Origin of the sequence: Vibrio sp. 10N.261.54.E10, from assembly GCF_002877735.2 — a bacterium.
Lineage (GTDB): Bacteria > Pseudomonadota > Gammaproteobacteria > Enterobacterales > Vibrionaceae > Vibrio > Vibrio crassostreae_C.
On record NZ_MCXE02000001.1, the window covers coordinates 1595133 to 1609015 of the forward strand.

A 13883-nucleotide genomic window follows, 5' to 3' on the forward strand; every position below is an offset into this window, starting at 1 on the left:
TACCTTTCCCTTGCTTTACTTTTTAGGGGTAAACTCCATGTCTAACTCTCACTCTTACTTAAACCGAAACGTCGTTTTCCCTTCTATCATCATTATCCTTAGCGCAATCGCGTTCGCGCTGATCACTCAATTTGATCGTCCGATGTACCAAGATGCAAGTGTCGATGCAAAATTCTTCCCGATGATGATTGTGATTGCCCAAATTGCTATCTGTATTGTTCTCATCGTTCAACACAAATTAAAAGGTGCCTCTGAACAACAAGAAGCGATGATAAGCAAGATGTCGATTTTCGGCGTTGCTTTTCTTATTGGCTACGCATTACTCATCAGTGTAGTTGGCTACCTTTATGCTAGTTTGATTGCATTTATGTTCTACCTCGTTTACTTCAAAGTGAAGAAGCCAATCTATTACGTTGTCGCCGTTGTCTTTGTGTTCGCGGTTTACTATCTATTTGGCGAGGTGTTCTACATCGCGCTTCCTGAAGCAACGTGGTCTTAGGAGGTCATATGTTTGAATATCTAATCGATGGTCTCGCAACTGCAGTTAGCTTTGCAGTGCTTCCTGTCCTTGTTTTTGGCGTACTGGGCGGCGTTATTTTAGGCGCACTACCCGGACTTACAGCGACAATGGGCGTGGCAATTCTCCTTCCATTTACCTTTGGCATGGAACCGACTTCAGCCCTTGTGATGTTAATTGGTGTATACATTGGTGGGATTTACGGTGGCTCAATTGCCGCAATTTTACTTAAAACCCCAGGAACACCGGCTTCTGCAGCAAGTGTACTCGACGGTCACACTATGGCTGTTAGAGGACAAGCAGCAAGAGCATTAAGTATTTCTGCTGTTGCATCATTTATTGGCGGGCTGTTAAGTACTATCGTCCTCATCGCGATTGCGCCTAAATTAGCGACCTTTGCACTGCGTTTTAATGCGCCAGAATATTTTGCACTCGCTCTGTTTGGTTTAACGATTATTGCGAGTGTTTCTTCGAACAACATTTTTAAAGGGTTACTTGCGGGAACCATTGGATTATTGGTTTCAACTGTTGGACTCGACCCAATCAGCAGTGTGCCAAGATTTACTTTTGACATCATGGATCTTTACAGCGGAATCAATGTCATCCCTGTCTTAATTGGTTTATTCGCTCTATCTGAGGCATTAAACCAACTAGAGAAGCTGTTCTCTGAAAAGAAAGTCGTTGCACCGAAATTTGACCACAAACTATTAAGTAAAAGTGATCTCAAAGAAATGCTACCAACGGCCATAAAAAGTGGTTTGATGGGAACAACTATCGGCTCGGTACCGGGTGCTGGTGCTGATATATCTGCATTTGTTTGTTACAACGAAGCAAAACGTTCGTCTAAGAACCCAGAAGAGTTTGGTAAAGGCTCGGTTCGTGGCCTTGCAGCCGCTGAATCTGGAAACAACGGCGTAACGGGTGGCTCGCTAGTTCCGTTATTAACACTAGGTGTTCCTGGAGATGCCGTGGCAGCGGTTCTTCTTGGTGCACTTATAGTACAAGGACTCACACCAGGCCCACTGCTATTCGCCCAAAACCCCGAAGTGGTTTATGGCGTGTTCAGCTCAATGTTGGTCGCTAACCTTGTGATGTTAGTGATTGGTTTACTGGGTATTCGCTTCTTCTGTCGAATCATTGAAGTACCGAAGATCATCATGATTCCAATCATTGTCTTCCTTTCAATTGTCGGCGCTTACGCAATTAACAACTCGATGTTTGATGTGGGTATTGCAATCGGTTTCGGTCTACTTGGCTTTATCTTAACTAAACTGGATATCCCTTCTTCACCGATTCTGCTTGCGACCATCTTAGGGCCAATGGCAGAAACAAACCTTAGAAAATCACTGCTGATGTACGATGGCAGTTGGTCTTTCCTTTATGAGCGTCCTATTGCTCTCGCGTTTATCGTGTTAGCTGTATTCTCGGTTTATTCAACGTTAAAAATGAAGAAAAAGCAGAAACAAAAGCAAACTTACGAACATCATGATTAGCCGCTTGTTTAAGCTAGAATATTGAAACAACTCAAAGCCAGAGACAACAGTCTCTGGCTTTTTTCATACATGAAAGCAGCCAATTTTCGTAAACGGTAGACAACAAAAAAGGTATGCACTTGGCATACCCTTTTAAGTCGTTTATCCGAGCGTAATGCTGTTCATCTCTATATGAGGTGACTCATCTACCTACGCTCTAGATTATTTCTATTACGCCGTCGCCAGACGGTGGTTGGCATCTTGCAAGTGTGCAGCAGACACAACTCGTGCCTTATCACTATCACCAGCCATGATTGCTTCATAGATTCTACGGTGTTCATTGATACACGTGCTTCCTTCTTCAGAAGAGTGCACGATGAAGTTCACGAACATCGTAGTCAAGATATTGCCGAATGGCAGGTAGAAGTCATTACCTGTCGCATTAAAGATCAAGCTATGAAAACGAGTATCAATATCTGTCCAACGCTCTTGATCAAATACTTCAGCCTCATCCACTTCTACCATTTTTTGGAAGATTTCTGAAAGTTCAATGCGTTGTTCAGCCGTTGCAAATTTAGCCGCCAGTGCGCACGCTTCAGGTTCAATCGCACGGCGAAGGCCTAAAAACTGAGAACAGAATTGATCTATGTCGGTTAGACCATCCATCCATTCAATCAGCTGAGGATCAAGAAAGTTCCAATATGCGCGGTCGACTACACGAGTACCGATTTTCGGGCGGGACTCTAACAAACCTTTAGAAGTTAATAGTTTAACTGCTTCACGTAGTGCCGTTCGGCTAATACCAAACTGTTCACATAACGCCATTTCACCAGGAATAATAGAACCTTGCGGCAGATCGCCAGACAAGATTCCACGAGCGATTTCACGCGCTACTTGCACGTGCAGGCTACGCTTCGAGCCCGAAATTGAATTAAAAGTGCTAACCATAAGTTCACTTATTTTATATGTTATGTTTATGTATTATTTAAAGATTACTATAACAGTATTTCAACCTACAGCCAATTGAGTAAAATCCAAACGAATCACAACCTGCAAATTTTTATAATCAGAGATTTAAAAAACATCCTGTGAGAAACGTTATCTTAAATCACTCATAAATCCGTACTCAAAACTAACCCTCTTTGTATCGGTATGAAAACCACCAGCACAGCCTCGAAAAACCATGGGAAAAAGGTACACCTTTAGAAGCGCAATTCATTAACCGCCAGAGATTATTAAATGAGATCCCCTTCCCAAATTACATCAGCCTCTGTCCTACACGCATAAAAAAACCGAGCAACTCACAACGAGTTACTCGGTTTGACTTATTTCCGATATTCTTTGTCATCGACATTAATTTCGTTCAGTTACTTAGATGCGAACACCCTTACAATCGAACATGATATGGCGCTTCGTTCCCGCAAAGCACCACATCAGCACACACCATCGTTAAACGGTATGTGTGTTGACCATTTACAGTTGAGCAAATGACCCTTCCCACGAGTATGTCTCACCCGCGAACTCAACAGCGTGAGTTGCTTGCTGCGTGTCTTCAGCTTGGTTTGAAATACCGTAGTGGTAAGTGTTACCAGAAGTAGTCTGAATGCGAACAACAGTCCCGACACTGTTATGGCCCACAACAGATACTGATTTAACCAGACCACGAGCGCCTACAGAGGCTTCGATAGACTCGTTAAAGTAACCATGCGTTTCTAGTACAGAAGCAAACACGTGGTTTTGACCAGACTGACGTAAGATGAACGCAGGCTCACTCTTAAGGTTGAAGTCTGGATCGTTAGCACCAGTGCGAGCAAAAATCACTTCGCTGCCCGCATTCGCGCTGGTTACTAGGCTGTAGTAGCTGCTGTCATGTAGCCAGCTTACTAGAGAACCTTCTTCGTTCACTTTGCCTGAAGCAACGTTCCATAAATGTTGGTAACCGTTGTCTTCACCTAATGGCTTAAGCGTTGTTTCCATGTTGTAATCGAAGTCAGTGCGAATGATTTGACCCGAGTGGTGAACTGGTAAGTCGTACTGGTGCTCAGCGTCAGCTTCGATGCGGTACACATCAATTACTAGCGGTTTTTCGAACTCAGGTAGTTCAGCAAGAATCACGCTGCGTTGCATGTCTACGCCAGTGTAGTACTCAGAAATTGTGCCGCTCATGCCTTGTAGAGACTGGTCGTCTGCTACGAAGAAGTGCTTCTGACCAAACTTAGACTCAGCCAGTGCTGTGTTGAAGTTGTTCTGCGTTTTCTGATCAACCGTTACTGTGTTGTGAGCAACCGTCTGCTTACAGTAAGACTTGTTCTCTGGGATGTAACGACCGCCAAACTTAGGCTCCACGTTTACCCAACGACCGAAGCCGTAATCGTGCAGCACTTCGTGGCCACGGTTGAATACGCTTAGGTGTAAGCCATCGTAGTGACCGTGGTCTAGCGCAGAGTGATACTGGTGGTCAGAACCGTGCTGACCAAACCAGATCAACGCCATGGTATCTGCGGTCTTAGGGTCGTCGTCTTTCTCGTCACGGTGACGAAGAATGCTAACGCCGCCTTTCTCGCCTTCAGGGCCGTCCGTTACAAACAGGCTACCCCAGTTAAATGCTTTGATATCGTCTGCTGCATCAACCGCGTCAGACAGTGTTTTACCTGAAGCATGAACCCAAACGTTTTGTTGGTGATCAGCCATACCAAGCAGAGTTTCAGTCTGCTCGTAACGGTGGTAACACACAGACGTCGCCATGATCACGCCTTCATCGTTGATAGAGATCGTCTTCGATGAATCATTTAGAGCTGGCAATGTACCGTCTGGGAATGCGGTTTTGAATACAGAGTACGACGTTGTCTTAATCACTGAATCGTTGAATTCATAGATACCAACTTCAGGCTGACGACGTTCAATTGCTTCAGCGAACAGGTAGATTGGACGTAGCGAGAAACGGTGGTAGTAAGGACCTTCCATGTAGTAGCCGTCTGGCGAAAACAGTTGGTCAAGTTGCGCTAGGAAACCGCCGCTTACTTTGTCCAATTTCAGGCCGTAAAGTGCTTTATCTACAGACTCTTGATCGTTGATCGCGTAACCACAGATACCTACCGCCGCCACTGCCCATAAGCCGTGGTTGTGTACGATATCGAAGTCGTGTGCGTAAGTAACAACGAACATTTCGATCATTTGCTTCAGAAGATCGTCTTCGATAAGACGCTTCTGCTCTTCAGAGATAGTGTGGTAAATGCAGCTGTACGCACAAGAAGCGTAAAGCATCCACATGTTCTCGTTCAACGTTTGGTGGAACAGCTTACCCGGAGGGTTAGTGTCACGGCTTACGTTGCTTTCCAATGTTGGGTATACCGTCGCGTACGCAGTTAGCATATCAACGATGTAATCACGGTACTTTGTTTCCTCTGTGATCAGGAACAAACGACCCGCTAGATCCATATGGATGTAGTTTTGCTTGTGACGATTGTGCTCGTAACCGCCACCTTCGCCATGACCTGGAACTTCGATGCCAACTTCAGCCATGTAAGCGTCAGTTTGTTTAATGTCACGAGTTAGTGCGTTACCTAATAGGCTATCCTTGCCAAGTTCTTTACGAAGCTCTGCTGCTTCTTCAAAGTTAAGTAAAAGTGGTTGATAGCTCATTATTATTTCCCCTGCTCTAAAGTCGTTTCTACTGAGTAGAAGCCTGTCCAGCTGTATACTTTGCCGTTCAGTTCTACTTTGTGTTCAGTGCTGTCAGTTGCGCCAAGTTGGTTACTGATCATCACTGTCACGTTTGATTTCTCTGTCGTAATTTCTACTACTGAACCTACATTCGTGTGAGCAACCACATTGATGTTTTTCACAACACCACGAGCGTTTACTGATTGCTCGAATTCTTCGTTAAAGTAACCGTGCGTTTCTAGCACAGAAGCAAACAATGTTGTTTCGCCTTTGCTACGTAGAATGAATGCAGGCTCTGAACGTAAATTAAAGCTTGGATCGTTAGCACCAGTGCGAGTGAAGATGATTTCTCCGTTCTCGTTCGAACTTGTACCCAACCAAGTATAGTACGTGTCGTTCTGTAACCAGCTAACTAACGCAGTACCATTCACTTCACCACTCGCTACATTCCATAGGTGTTGGTAACCGAAGTCACTTCCTAGTGTGTTTAGCTCTTTGTTTGCTTGGTATTCGAAGTTAGTGCGAATAATTTGACCTTGATATTGATGAGAGTAATCAAACTGGTGGTCGCCTTCGCCGCCTTTTGTCGAACCTAAGCGGTACAAGTCTAACAATAGCGGAGACTCAAGCTCTTCAAGGTTTAGCATGAACACACTGCGTTGCATGTCAAAACCTTCGTAATGGTCGTTAGCAAATGCGCTCATACCGTTAATTTGCTCATCTGCCACTTTGAAGAAGTGAGGCAAACCGTGTACTGCGTCAGCACGCTCAACGTCAAAGTTGTTCTGACATTTCTCATCAATCGTTACTGCATTATGTGCAATCGTTTGACGAGCGTAAGATTTATTTTCATCTAGGTAGCGACCGCCAAATTTTGGCTCAACGTTAACCCAACGACAGAAACCGTATTCACGCAACACTTCTTGACCGCGGTTAAAGAAAGAAATACCCAGCGTATCGAAGTTGCCGTGACCCATGCCGTGTTGACCGTAGTTCATAACAAGTTGAGAAACGTCACCTTTATTATCCTGCATACGGATAAAGCCTTGTGCACCATTGTGGCCTTCAGGACCCTCGCTCAATTCAACACTTGGCCAGAAAGGCATGCCGATTTCTTGTTTAGCTGAAGCCTCTTCGTAGGCTTTAGATAGCTCAAGACCACATGGGTGCATCCATACTGCGTCTTGAATCTTCGCCATACCAAGAATGTTTTGGTCTACGCCGTTTTCAGAAGAGTAATGCTTGCTGTAAACACTTACTGCAACCTGAACACCCATGTCTGTAATACCCATAGTACGAGAAGCATCATTCAGAGCCGGGAACTCACCGTTCGGGTAAGCCGTCGCCAGCATCGCTTGTACTGTGTTACCAATCACGCCGCCTTTGTAGTTGTAGATATCCACTTCAGGCATATGACGGTGAATCACTTCAGCGAACACACACGTTGGACGAATCGCATAACGGTGGTAGTAAGGACCTTCCATGTAGTAGCCAGACGGTGCAAACAGCTGAGAAACTTGCGCTAGGAAGCCGCCAGTGTCGTTACGGTCAATGCCGTACACCGACATTTCAAGGTACTCACGCTTGCCAAGAGCAAGACCACAAATACCGACAGCGGCTACAGCCCAAATACCGTGGTTGTGAATTCGGTCGAAGTCGTGTGCGTATTTAACTGTGAACATTTCTAGCATTGGTTCGAAAATACGAGACTCAATATTGTCGCGTTGTTCTTGTGTCAGGGTTGAAGCAACACAAGAGTAAGCTAAGCTTGAGAACATTAACCAGCAGTGTTCGTTCAGGATTTGGTGGAACAAACGACCTGTAGGGTTAGTGTTTTTCTGTACGTGGTAATCAAACGTTAGGTATTTGTCTGCGTACTCTTCTAGTAATTCAGTAACAAAGTCAGCGTATTTTTGCTCTTTAGTGATCAAGAACATGCGACCAGCTAGATTCATGTACGTGTAATTTTGCTTATGGCGGTTATGTTCGTAACCCCCAGCTTCACCATGACCTGGGACATCAATAGGTAAACGCATGAATGCTTCTAGATCTTTCGCGTTCGCTGCAATGGTTTTGCCCATTAAGCTAGAACGGCCCACTTCAAGATGAAGCTGCTCGATTTCTGCTTCAGTCAACAATACTGGTTTAGTCGTCATATTCTTTGTCACCCTCAATAAAGAGTTTATCTGCTTAAACTTTGATTAAATTTTCAAACTCCATATAAAGTAATACAATATGAGCTTTAATTATACCTATTCGTCGCTAAATGATGAGTAGAGTCACATAATTAGCCATAAGTCATTGATGTAGCTGGCTAATGGTAAATATTAGCCATTTATTAAGTTGTTGATTTATTTACGCTATATAAAGTATCGCTTGATCGATATCACACAAATTTAGATATATTGTATTACAATTAGGCTCATTCCCTTATGATGGATGCAAGTTAAGTAACACTTAAAAGATTTAAACAGATTAGGAGATACACAATGAACTCTTTCTTTATCCTAGATGAAAACCCATGGGAAGAACTTGGTGGCGGCATTAAGCGTAAAATCGTTGCTTACACTGACGATCTAATGGCAGTACACCTATGTTTTGATAAGGGCGCGATTGGCCACCCTCATACTCACGAAATCCATGACCAAATCGGTTACGTAGTTCGTGGTAGCTTCGAAGCTGAGATTGAAGGCGAAAAGAAAGTCCTTAAAGAAGGCGATGCTTACTTCGCTCGTAAACACATGATGCACGGTGCAGTTGCACTAGAGCAAGACAGCATCCTTCTTGATATCTTCAACCCTGCGCGTGAAGATTTCCTAAAATAATAAACAGCGCAACCTCAGTTGCTAAGGTAAGCATATGAAATCATTAAACATCGCGGTCATTGGCGAGTGCATGGTTGAGCTACAAAAGAAACAAGACGGGCTTAAGCAAAGTTTCGGTGGCGATACACTAAATACTGCACTTTACTTGTCTCGCTTAACAAAAGAGCAAGATATCAACACGAGCTACGTAACAGCGCTAGGCACTGACCCATTCAGTACCGACATGTTAGAAAAGTGGCAAGCGGAAGGTATCGACACTAGCTTAATTGCTCAGCTTGATCACAAACAACCAGGGCTTTACTACATCGAGACCGATGAAACTGGTGAACGCAGTTTCCACTACTGGCGTAATGATGCTGCAGCAAAGTTCATGTTTGACCAGGAAGACACGCCTGCTCTACTTGATAAGTTATTCTCTTTTGATGCGGTTTACCTAAGTGGTATTACGCTTGCTATCTTGACAGAGAATGGACGCACGCAGCTATTCAACTTCTTAGACAAATTTAAAGCGCAAGGCGGCCAAGTATTCTTCGACAATAACTTCCGTCCAAAACTTTGGGAAAGTCAACAAGAAGCGATTTCTTGGTACTTGAAGATGCTTAAGTACACTGACACGGCTCTACTGACGTTCGATGACGAGCAAGAGTTGTACGGCGACGAAAGCATTGAACAGTGTATTGCACGTACGTCTGAATCTGGTGTGAAAGAGATCATCATTAAACGTGGTGCTAAAGACTGCTTAGTAGTTGAAAGCCAAAGCGCTCAGTACGTTGCTCCAAACCCAGTAGACAACATTGTTGATACTACAGCGGCTGGCGACTCGTTCAGCGCGGGCTTCCTAGCTAAGCGCTTAAGCGGTGGCAATGCACGTGATGCAGCGTTAGCAGGTCATATTGTGGCAGGGACTGTGATTCAGCATCCAGGTGCTATCATTCCTCTAGAAGCGACGCCTGATCTGTCTCTATAATTACGCACTTTAACTATTAATCAAGGGTTTGCTTAGTTGAAAGCAAGCCCACATTTAACGTGAGAAAGAATTCATGACGACATTAAATGAACAACTAGCAAACCTAAAAGTAATTCCTGTAATCGCTATCAACCGTGCTGAAGACGCTATCCCTCTAGGTAAAGCACTTGTTGAAAACGGCATGCCATGTGCAGAAATCACGCTACGTACAGAATGTGCAATCGAAGCGATTCGCATCATGCGTAAAGAATTCCCAGACATGCTAATTGGTTCAGGTACTGTACTGACTAACGAGCAAGTTGATGCATCTATCGAAGCTGGCGTTGATTTCATCGTAAGCCCAGGTTTCAACCCGCGCACTGTTCAATACTGTATCGATAAGGGTGTTGCAATCGTACCGGGTGTTAACAACCCAAGCCTAGTGGAACAAGCAATGGAAATGGGCCTTCGCACGTTGAAGTTCTTCCCTGCTGAGCCTTCTGGTGGTACTGGCATGCTTAAAGCACTAACAGCGGTTTACCCTGTTAAATTTATGCCTACTGGTGGCGTAAGCTTGAAGAATGTTGATGAATACCTATCGATCCCTTCTGTACTTGCGTGTGGCGGTACTTGGATGGTTCCAACTAACCTTATCGACGAAGGTAAGTGGGACGAACTAGGCAAGCTGGTTCGTGACGCAGTTGATCACGTTAACGCTTAATCTATTTTAGATTGAGTGATGAAGCCTCACCTCGGTGGGGCTTTTTGTTATCTGGCGTTTATTGCGCTGACTAACCGTAAAACACGCTCAATCAACATTATGTTTCCCCCACACCTTATCGCCTTTCTCTCTATGGGCTCGTCCAGCTCCGCGACTAAGACAGGCAATAACAAGTAATGTAAGCTTTCAATCGACTTCAGCACGCATCTAACGAAGCGTTACTGGTGCCCCCTATCGCCTATCCAGCTTCTTATCCAGCCCCTTACCCAGCAATGTTCCTTTTCGATACGTCATCAAGCATCTCTCATGGCATGCACTGAAGACCACAATAGACAAAGTGCACCGCAAAATGTGTCCCGTCCGTCCAGTTTAACGCCCACTCAGTGACAAAAATTCCAAATATGCACCTCTATGGCACGAAAAAATGAATAAATAGCATAGAAAGGCTACAGAGCCGCAGACAAATACAAAATAGCGAAGTGAAAACAATGAGCTACACTTGAAATCCCAATACAGAATTTTTCAGTATAGAGTTCCAAATTAACGTGAATGTCGTCGCACAACACACCAATTTGTAGCACATTTGTTACGGTTATAATTAAAATCTTATAGATACGGCAAAGTAAGCGCTTTTGTTTATATTGTAATACATATAAACATTTAACCCTCAATTTATTTTAGATCTCAAACAAAATACACTCACATTTAAATTCAATTAAAACAAATACTTATATAACCACGTGTTAGAGGCCGAAAAATCAATGCGACCTAGATCATACTAAAGACATATTGTAGTACAAATAAACCTTGAGACGCGTTAATCTAAGCCCAGTTAATTATGATATTTAAAAGGCTGAAAAGATGACTATTGATACTTTTGTTGTTCTCGCCTACTTCTTCTTTTTAATCGCGATTGGTTGGATGTTCCGTAAGTTCACCACCTCTACAAGTGATTACTTCAGAGGGGGCGGCAAAATGTTGTGGTGGATGGTTGGTGCAACTGCCTTCATGACACAATTTTCAGCATGGACGTTTACAGGTGCCGCAGGACGCGCATTCAATGACGGTTTCGTTATTGTAATCCTATTCTTAGCCAATGCTTTTGGCTACTTCATGAACTATATGTACTTCGCTCCAAAGTTCCGCCAACTTCGTGTGGTAACGGCGATCGAAGCTATTCGTCAGCGCTTTGGTAAAACGTCTGAACAGTTCTTCACATGGGCAGGTATGCCGGACAGCCTTATCTCTGCAGGTATCTGGCTAAACGGTCTAGCTATCTTTGTAGCAGCGGTATTCAACATCCCAATGGAAGCTACCATTGTGGTAACGGGTATGGTTCTAGTATTGATGGCAGTAACCGGCGGCTCTTGGGCGGTTGTTGCTTCTGACTTCATGCAAATGCTTGTAATCATGGCCGTGACAATCACTTGTGCGGTAGCAGCTTACTTCCACGGTGGCGGCTTAACTAACATTGTTGCTAACTTCGACGGCGACTTCATGTTAGGTAACAACCTAAACTACATGAGCATCTTCATCCTTTGGGTTGTATTCATCTTCGTGAAGCAGTTCGGTGTAATGAACAACAGCATCAACGCATACCGTTACCTATGTGCAAAAGACAGTGAAAACGCACGTAAAGCGGCAGGCCTAGCATGTATCCTTATGGTTATTGGTCCACTAATTTGGTTCCTACCACCTTGGTACGTTAGTGCATTCATGCCTGAGTTCGCTGAGCAATACACATCAATGGGCGACAAAGCCGGTGATGCTGCTTACCTAGCATTCGTACAAAACGTAATGCCAGCAGGTATGGTTGGTCTTCTTATGTCAGCAATGTTCGCTGCAACGATGTCTTCTATGGATTCAGGTTTGAACCGTAACGCTGGTATCTTTGTAATGAACTTCTACAGCCCGATTCTTCGTAAAAATGCGACTCAGAAAGAGCTGGTTATTGTAAGTAAGATAACGACTATCATGATGGGTATTTTCATCATTGCGATTGGTCTATTCATTAACTCTCTGCGTCACTTAAGCTTGTTCGATATCGTAATGAACGTAGGTGCGTTGATTGGCTTCCCAATGCTTATCCCTGTCCTACTAGGTATGTGGATTCGTAAGACACCTGACTGGGCTGGTTGGTCTACTCTAGTGGTTGGTGGTTTCGTTTCTTACATCTTCGGTATCTCTCTGCAAGCAGAAGACATCGAGAACCTATTTGGTCTAGAAACAGCGCTTACAGGCCGTGAATGGAGCGACTTGAAAGTAGGTCTTAGCTTAGCTGCTCACGTAGTGTTCACAGGTGGTTACTTCATCATGACTTCTCGCTTCTACAAAGGCCTATCGCCAGAGCGTGAGAAAGAAGTTGACCAACTATTCACTAACTGGAACACGCCGCTTGTAGCGGAAGGTGAAGAGCAACAAAACCTAGATACTAAACAGCGTTCAATGCTTGGTAAGCTTATCAGCACAGCAGGTTTCGGTATCCTAGCAATGGCTCTGATTCCAAACGAACCAACAGGACGCTTGTTGTTCCTACTATGTGGTTCAATGGTACTGACCGTTGGTATCCTATTGGTTAACGCATCTAAAGCTCCGGCTAAGATGAACAACGAGTCAGTTGCCAAATAGCTAAACAGCTAAACAGCTAAACAGCTAAACAGCTAAACAGCTAAATAAGCAGCTAACAAGTTAAACCAAAATGAAGCCCATGTTATTCGATAACATGGGCTTTTTGTTTGTCTTCGGTTTATCAAAACGGAATATGAAACGCACCTCGATCAATGCTCACAAACCATAGAAATACCTATCTCCTGCCCTCGTTTCATCTTCTTTTCCAACCTTTCCAATGGTTTGATCTCTTTCTCTGATTGTTTCTGTTACTTTGAATGACAACACAAACACAACAGACAATTACAATGAAAAAAACATCACTATTACTTGCTTCCATTGCTCTGGCACTTTCTGGTGTCGCACACGCTGACCAGCTAGAAGACATTCAAAAATCAGGTACTCTGCGTGTGGGCACCACAGGTGACTACAAGCCTTTCTCTTACTTCGATGGTAAAAGCTACTCTGGCTACGATATCGACGTTGCACAGCACATCGCGGAACAATTAGGCGTTGAATTGAAGATTGTTCGTACCACATGGAAAGATCTACTGGCCGATCTAGACGACGATAAGTACGACATCGCAATGGGCGGCATTACACGTAAAATGCAGCGTCAGTTAAACGCGGAACAAACTCAAGGCTACATGACCTTTGGTAAGTGTTTCTTGGTTGCAAAAGGCACCGCAGAACAGTACGACAGCATTGAGAAAGTGAACCTCTCTTCTGTTCGTGTGGGCGTGAACATTGGCGGTACTAACGAGATCTTTGCCGACGCGAACTTGCAGAATGCAAGCTTCACACGCTACGAGAACAATCTCGACGTACCGAAAGCAGTAGCAGAAGGCAAAGTTGATGTGATGGTAACAGAAACGCCTGAAGGTCTGTTCTATCAGGTAACTGACGAACGTCTTGAAGCGGCACGCTGCGAAACTCCATTCACCAACAGTCAGTTCGGCTATCTGATTCCTAAAGGTGAACAACGTTTGTTGAACACGGTGAACTTCATTATGGATGAGATGAAATTGAAAGGTGTTGAAGAAGAGTTCCTGATCCACAACTCCCTTAAGTAACTCTTTTCAATTTATACCGTAACAAAAAAGAGGCCAGCAATGCTGGCCTCTTTCGTTAT

At 44.1% G+C, this 13883-nt stretch carries 10 protein-coding genes; 7 read left to right on the top strand and 3 right to left on the bottom strand.

What is annotated here, in order from left to right:
- Positions 1–37 precede the first annotated feature (37 nt).
- Both BCU07_RS07025 and BCU07_RS07030 read left to right on the top strand, forming a co-directional pair.
- Positions 38–499, top strand: a complete 462-nt coding sequence (locus tag BCU07_RS07025) for a tripartite tricarboxylate transporter TctB family protein (RefSeq protein ID WP_010438352.1) — start codon at positions 38–40, stop codon at positions 497–499.
- An 8-nt stretch (positions 500–507) separates the two neighbouring features.
- Positions 508–2010, top strand: coding sequence for a tripartite tricarboxylate transporter permease (locus BCU07_RS07030; protein ID WP_102428433.1), 1503 nt, complete (start codon positions 508–510; stop codon positions 2008–2010).
- Between the two features lie 210 nt (positions 2011–2220).
- Here BCU07_RS07030 and BCU07_RS07035 read toward each other — a convergent pair whose 3' ends face one another.
- The 3 genes from BCU07_RS07035 to BCU07_RS07045 form a co-directional block, all read right to left on the bottom strand.
- A complete protein-coding gene (locus BCU07_RS07035) occupies positions 2221–2937 on the bottom strand; it encodes a FadR/GntR family transcriptional regulator (RefSeq protein ID WP_010438348.1) in 717 nt (238 codons plus the stop codon).
- 525 nt (positions 2938–3462) lie between these two features.
- Positions 3463–5631 (bottom strand): heparinase II/III domain-containing protein, encoded by a 2169-nt coding sequence (locus BCU07_RS07040; protein WP_102428432.1) that lies wholly within the window; start codon positions 5629–5631, stop codon positions 3463–3465.
- A gap of 2 nt (positions 5632–5633) precedes the next feature.
- On the bottom strand, positions 5634–7808 hold the full coding sequence (locus tag BCU07_RS07045) for a heparinase II/III domain-containing protein (RefSeq protein WP_102428431.1): 2175 nt from the start codon (positions 7806–7808) through the stop codon (positions 5634–5636).
- Positions 7809–8141: 333 nt separating this feature from the next.
- Between BCU07_RS07045 and BCU07_RS07050 the strand changes: the two genes are divergently transcribed.
- From BCU07_RS07050 to BCU07_RS07070, 5 genes are all read left to right on the top strand, one after another.
- Entirely contained in the window at positions 8142–8477 is a 336-nt protein-coding gene (locus tag BCU07_RS07050) for a cupin domain-containing protein (RefSeq protein WP_009846518.1), read from the top strand.
- Between the two features lie 34 nt (positions 8478–8511).
- On the top strand, positions 8512–9444 hold the full coding sequence (locus BCU07_RS07055) for a sugar kinase (RefSeq protein ID WP_017061485.1): 933 nt from the start codon (positions 8512–8514) through the stop codon (positions 9442–9444).
- Positions 9445–9517: 73 nt separating this feature from the next.
- On the top strand, positions 9518–10144 hold the full coding sequence (locus BCU07_RS07060) for a bifunctional 4-hydroxy-2-oxoglutarate aldolase/2-dehydro-3-deoxy-phosphogluconate aldolase (protein WP_017069898.1): 627 nt from the start codon (positions 9518–9520) through the stop codon (positions 10142–10144).
- Positions 10145–11005: 861 nt separating this feature from the next.
- Positions 11006–12772, top strand: a complete 1767-nt coding sequence (locus BCU07_RS07065; protein WP_102428430.1) for a sodium:solute symporter family protein — start codon at positions 11006–11008, stop codon at positions 12770–12772.
- 287 nt (positions 12773–13059) lie between these two features.
- The gene (locus BCU07_RS07070; RefSeq protein WP_017067326.1) at positions 13060–13824 is read left to right on the top strand and encodes a transporter substrate-binding domain-containing protein; all 765 of its coding nucleotides are present in this window, start codon (positions 13060–13062) and stop codon (positions 13822–13824) included.
- Positions 13825–13883 lie beyond the last annotated feature (59 nt).

Coding starts and splice junctions, on each gene's coding strand:
- BCU07_RS07035 (WP_010438348.1), bottom strand. CDS start 2,937: ATGGTTAGCACTTTTAATTCAATTTCGGGCTCGAAGCGTAGCCTGCAC.
- BCU07_RS07050 (WP_009846518.1), top strand. CDS start 8,142: ATGAACTCTTTCTTTATCCTAGATGAAAACCCATGGGAAGAACTTGGT.
- BCU07_RS07065 (WP_102428430.1), top strand. CDS start 11,006: ATGACTATTGATACTTTTGTTGTTCTCGCCTACTTCTTCTTTTTAATC.
- BCU07_RS07060 (WP_017069898.1), top strand. CDS start 9,518: ATGACGACATTAAATGAACAACTAGCAAACCTAAAAGTAATTCCTGTA.
- BCU07_RS07040 (WP_102428432.1), bottom strand. CDS start 5,631: ATGAGCTATCAACCACTTTTACTTAACTTTGAAGAAGCAGCAGAGCTT.
- BCU07_RS07070 (WP_017067326.1), top strand. CDS start 13,060: ATGAAAAAAACATCACTATTACTTGCTTCCATTGCTCTGGCACTTTCT.
- BCU07_RS07030 (WP_102428433.1), top strand. CDS start 508: ATGTTTGAATATCTAATCGATGGTCTCGCAACTGCAGTTAGCTTTGCA.
- BCU07_RS07055 (WP_017061485.1), top strand. CDS start 8,512: ATGAAATCATTAAACATCGCGGTCATTGGCGAGTGCATGGTTGAGCTA.
- BCU07_RS07025 (WP_010438352.1), top strand. CDS start 38: ATGTCTAACTCTCACTCTTACTTAAACCGAAACGTCGTTTTCCCTTCT.
- BCU07_RS07045 (WP_102428431.1), bottom strand. CDS start 7,808: ATGACGACTAAACCAGTATTGTTGACTGAAGCAGAAATCGAGCAGCTT.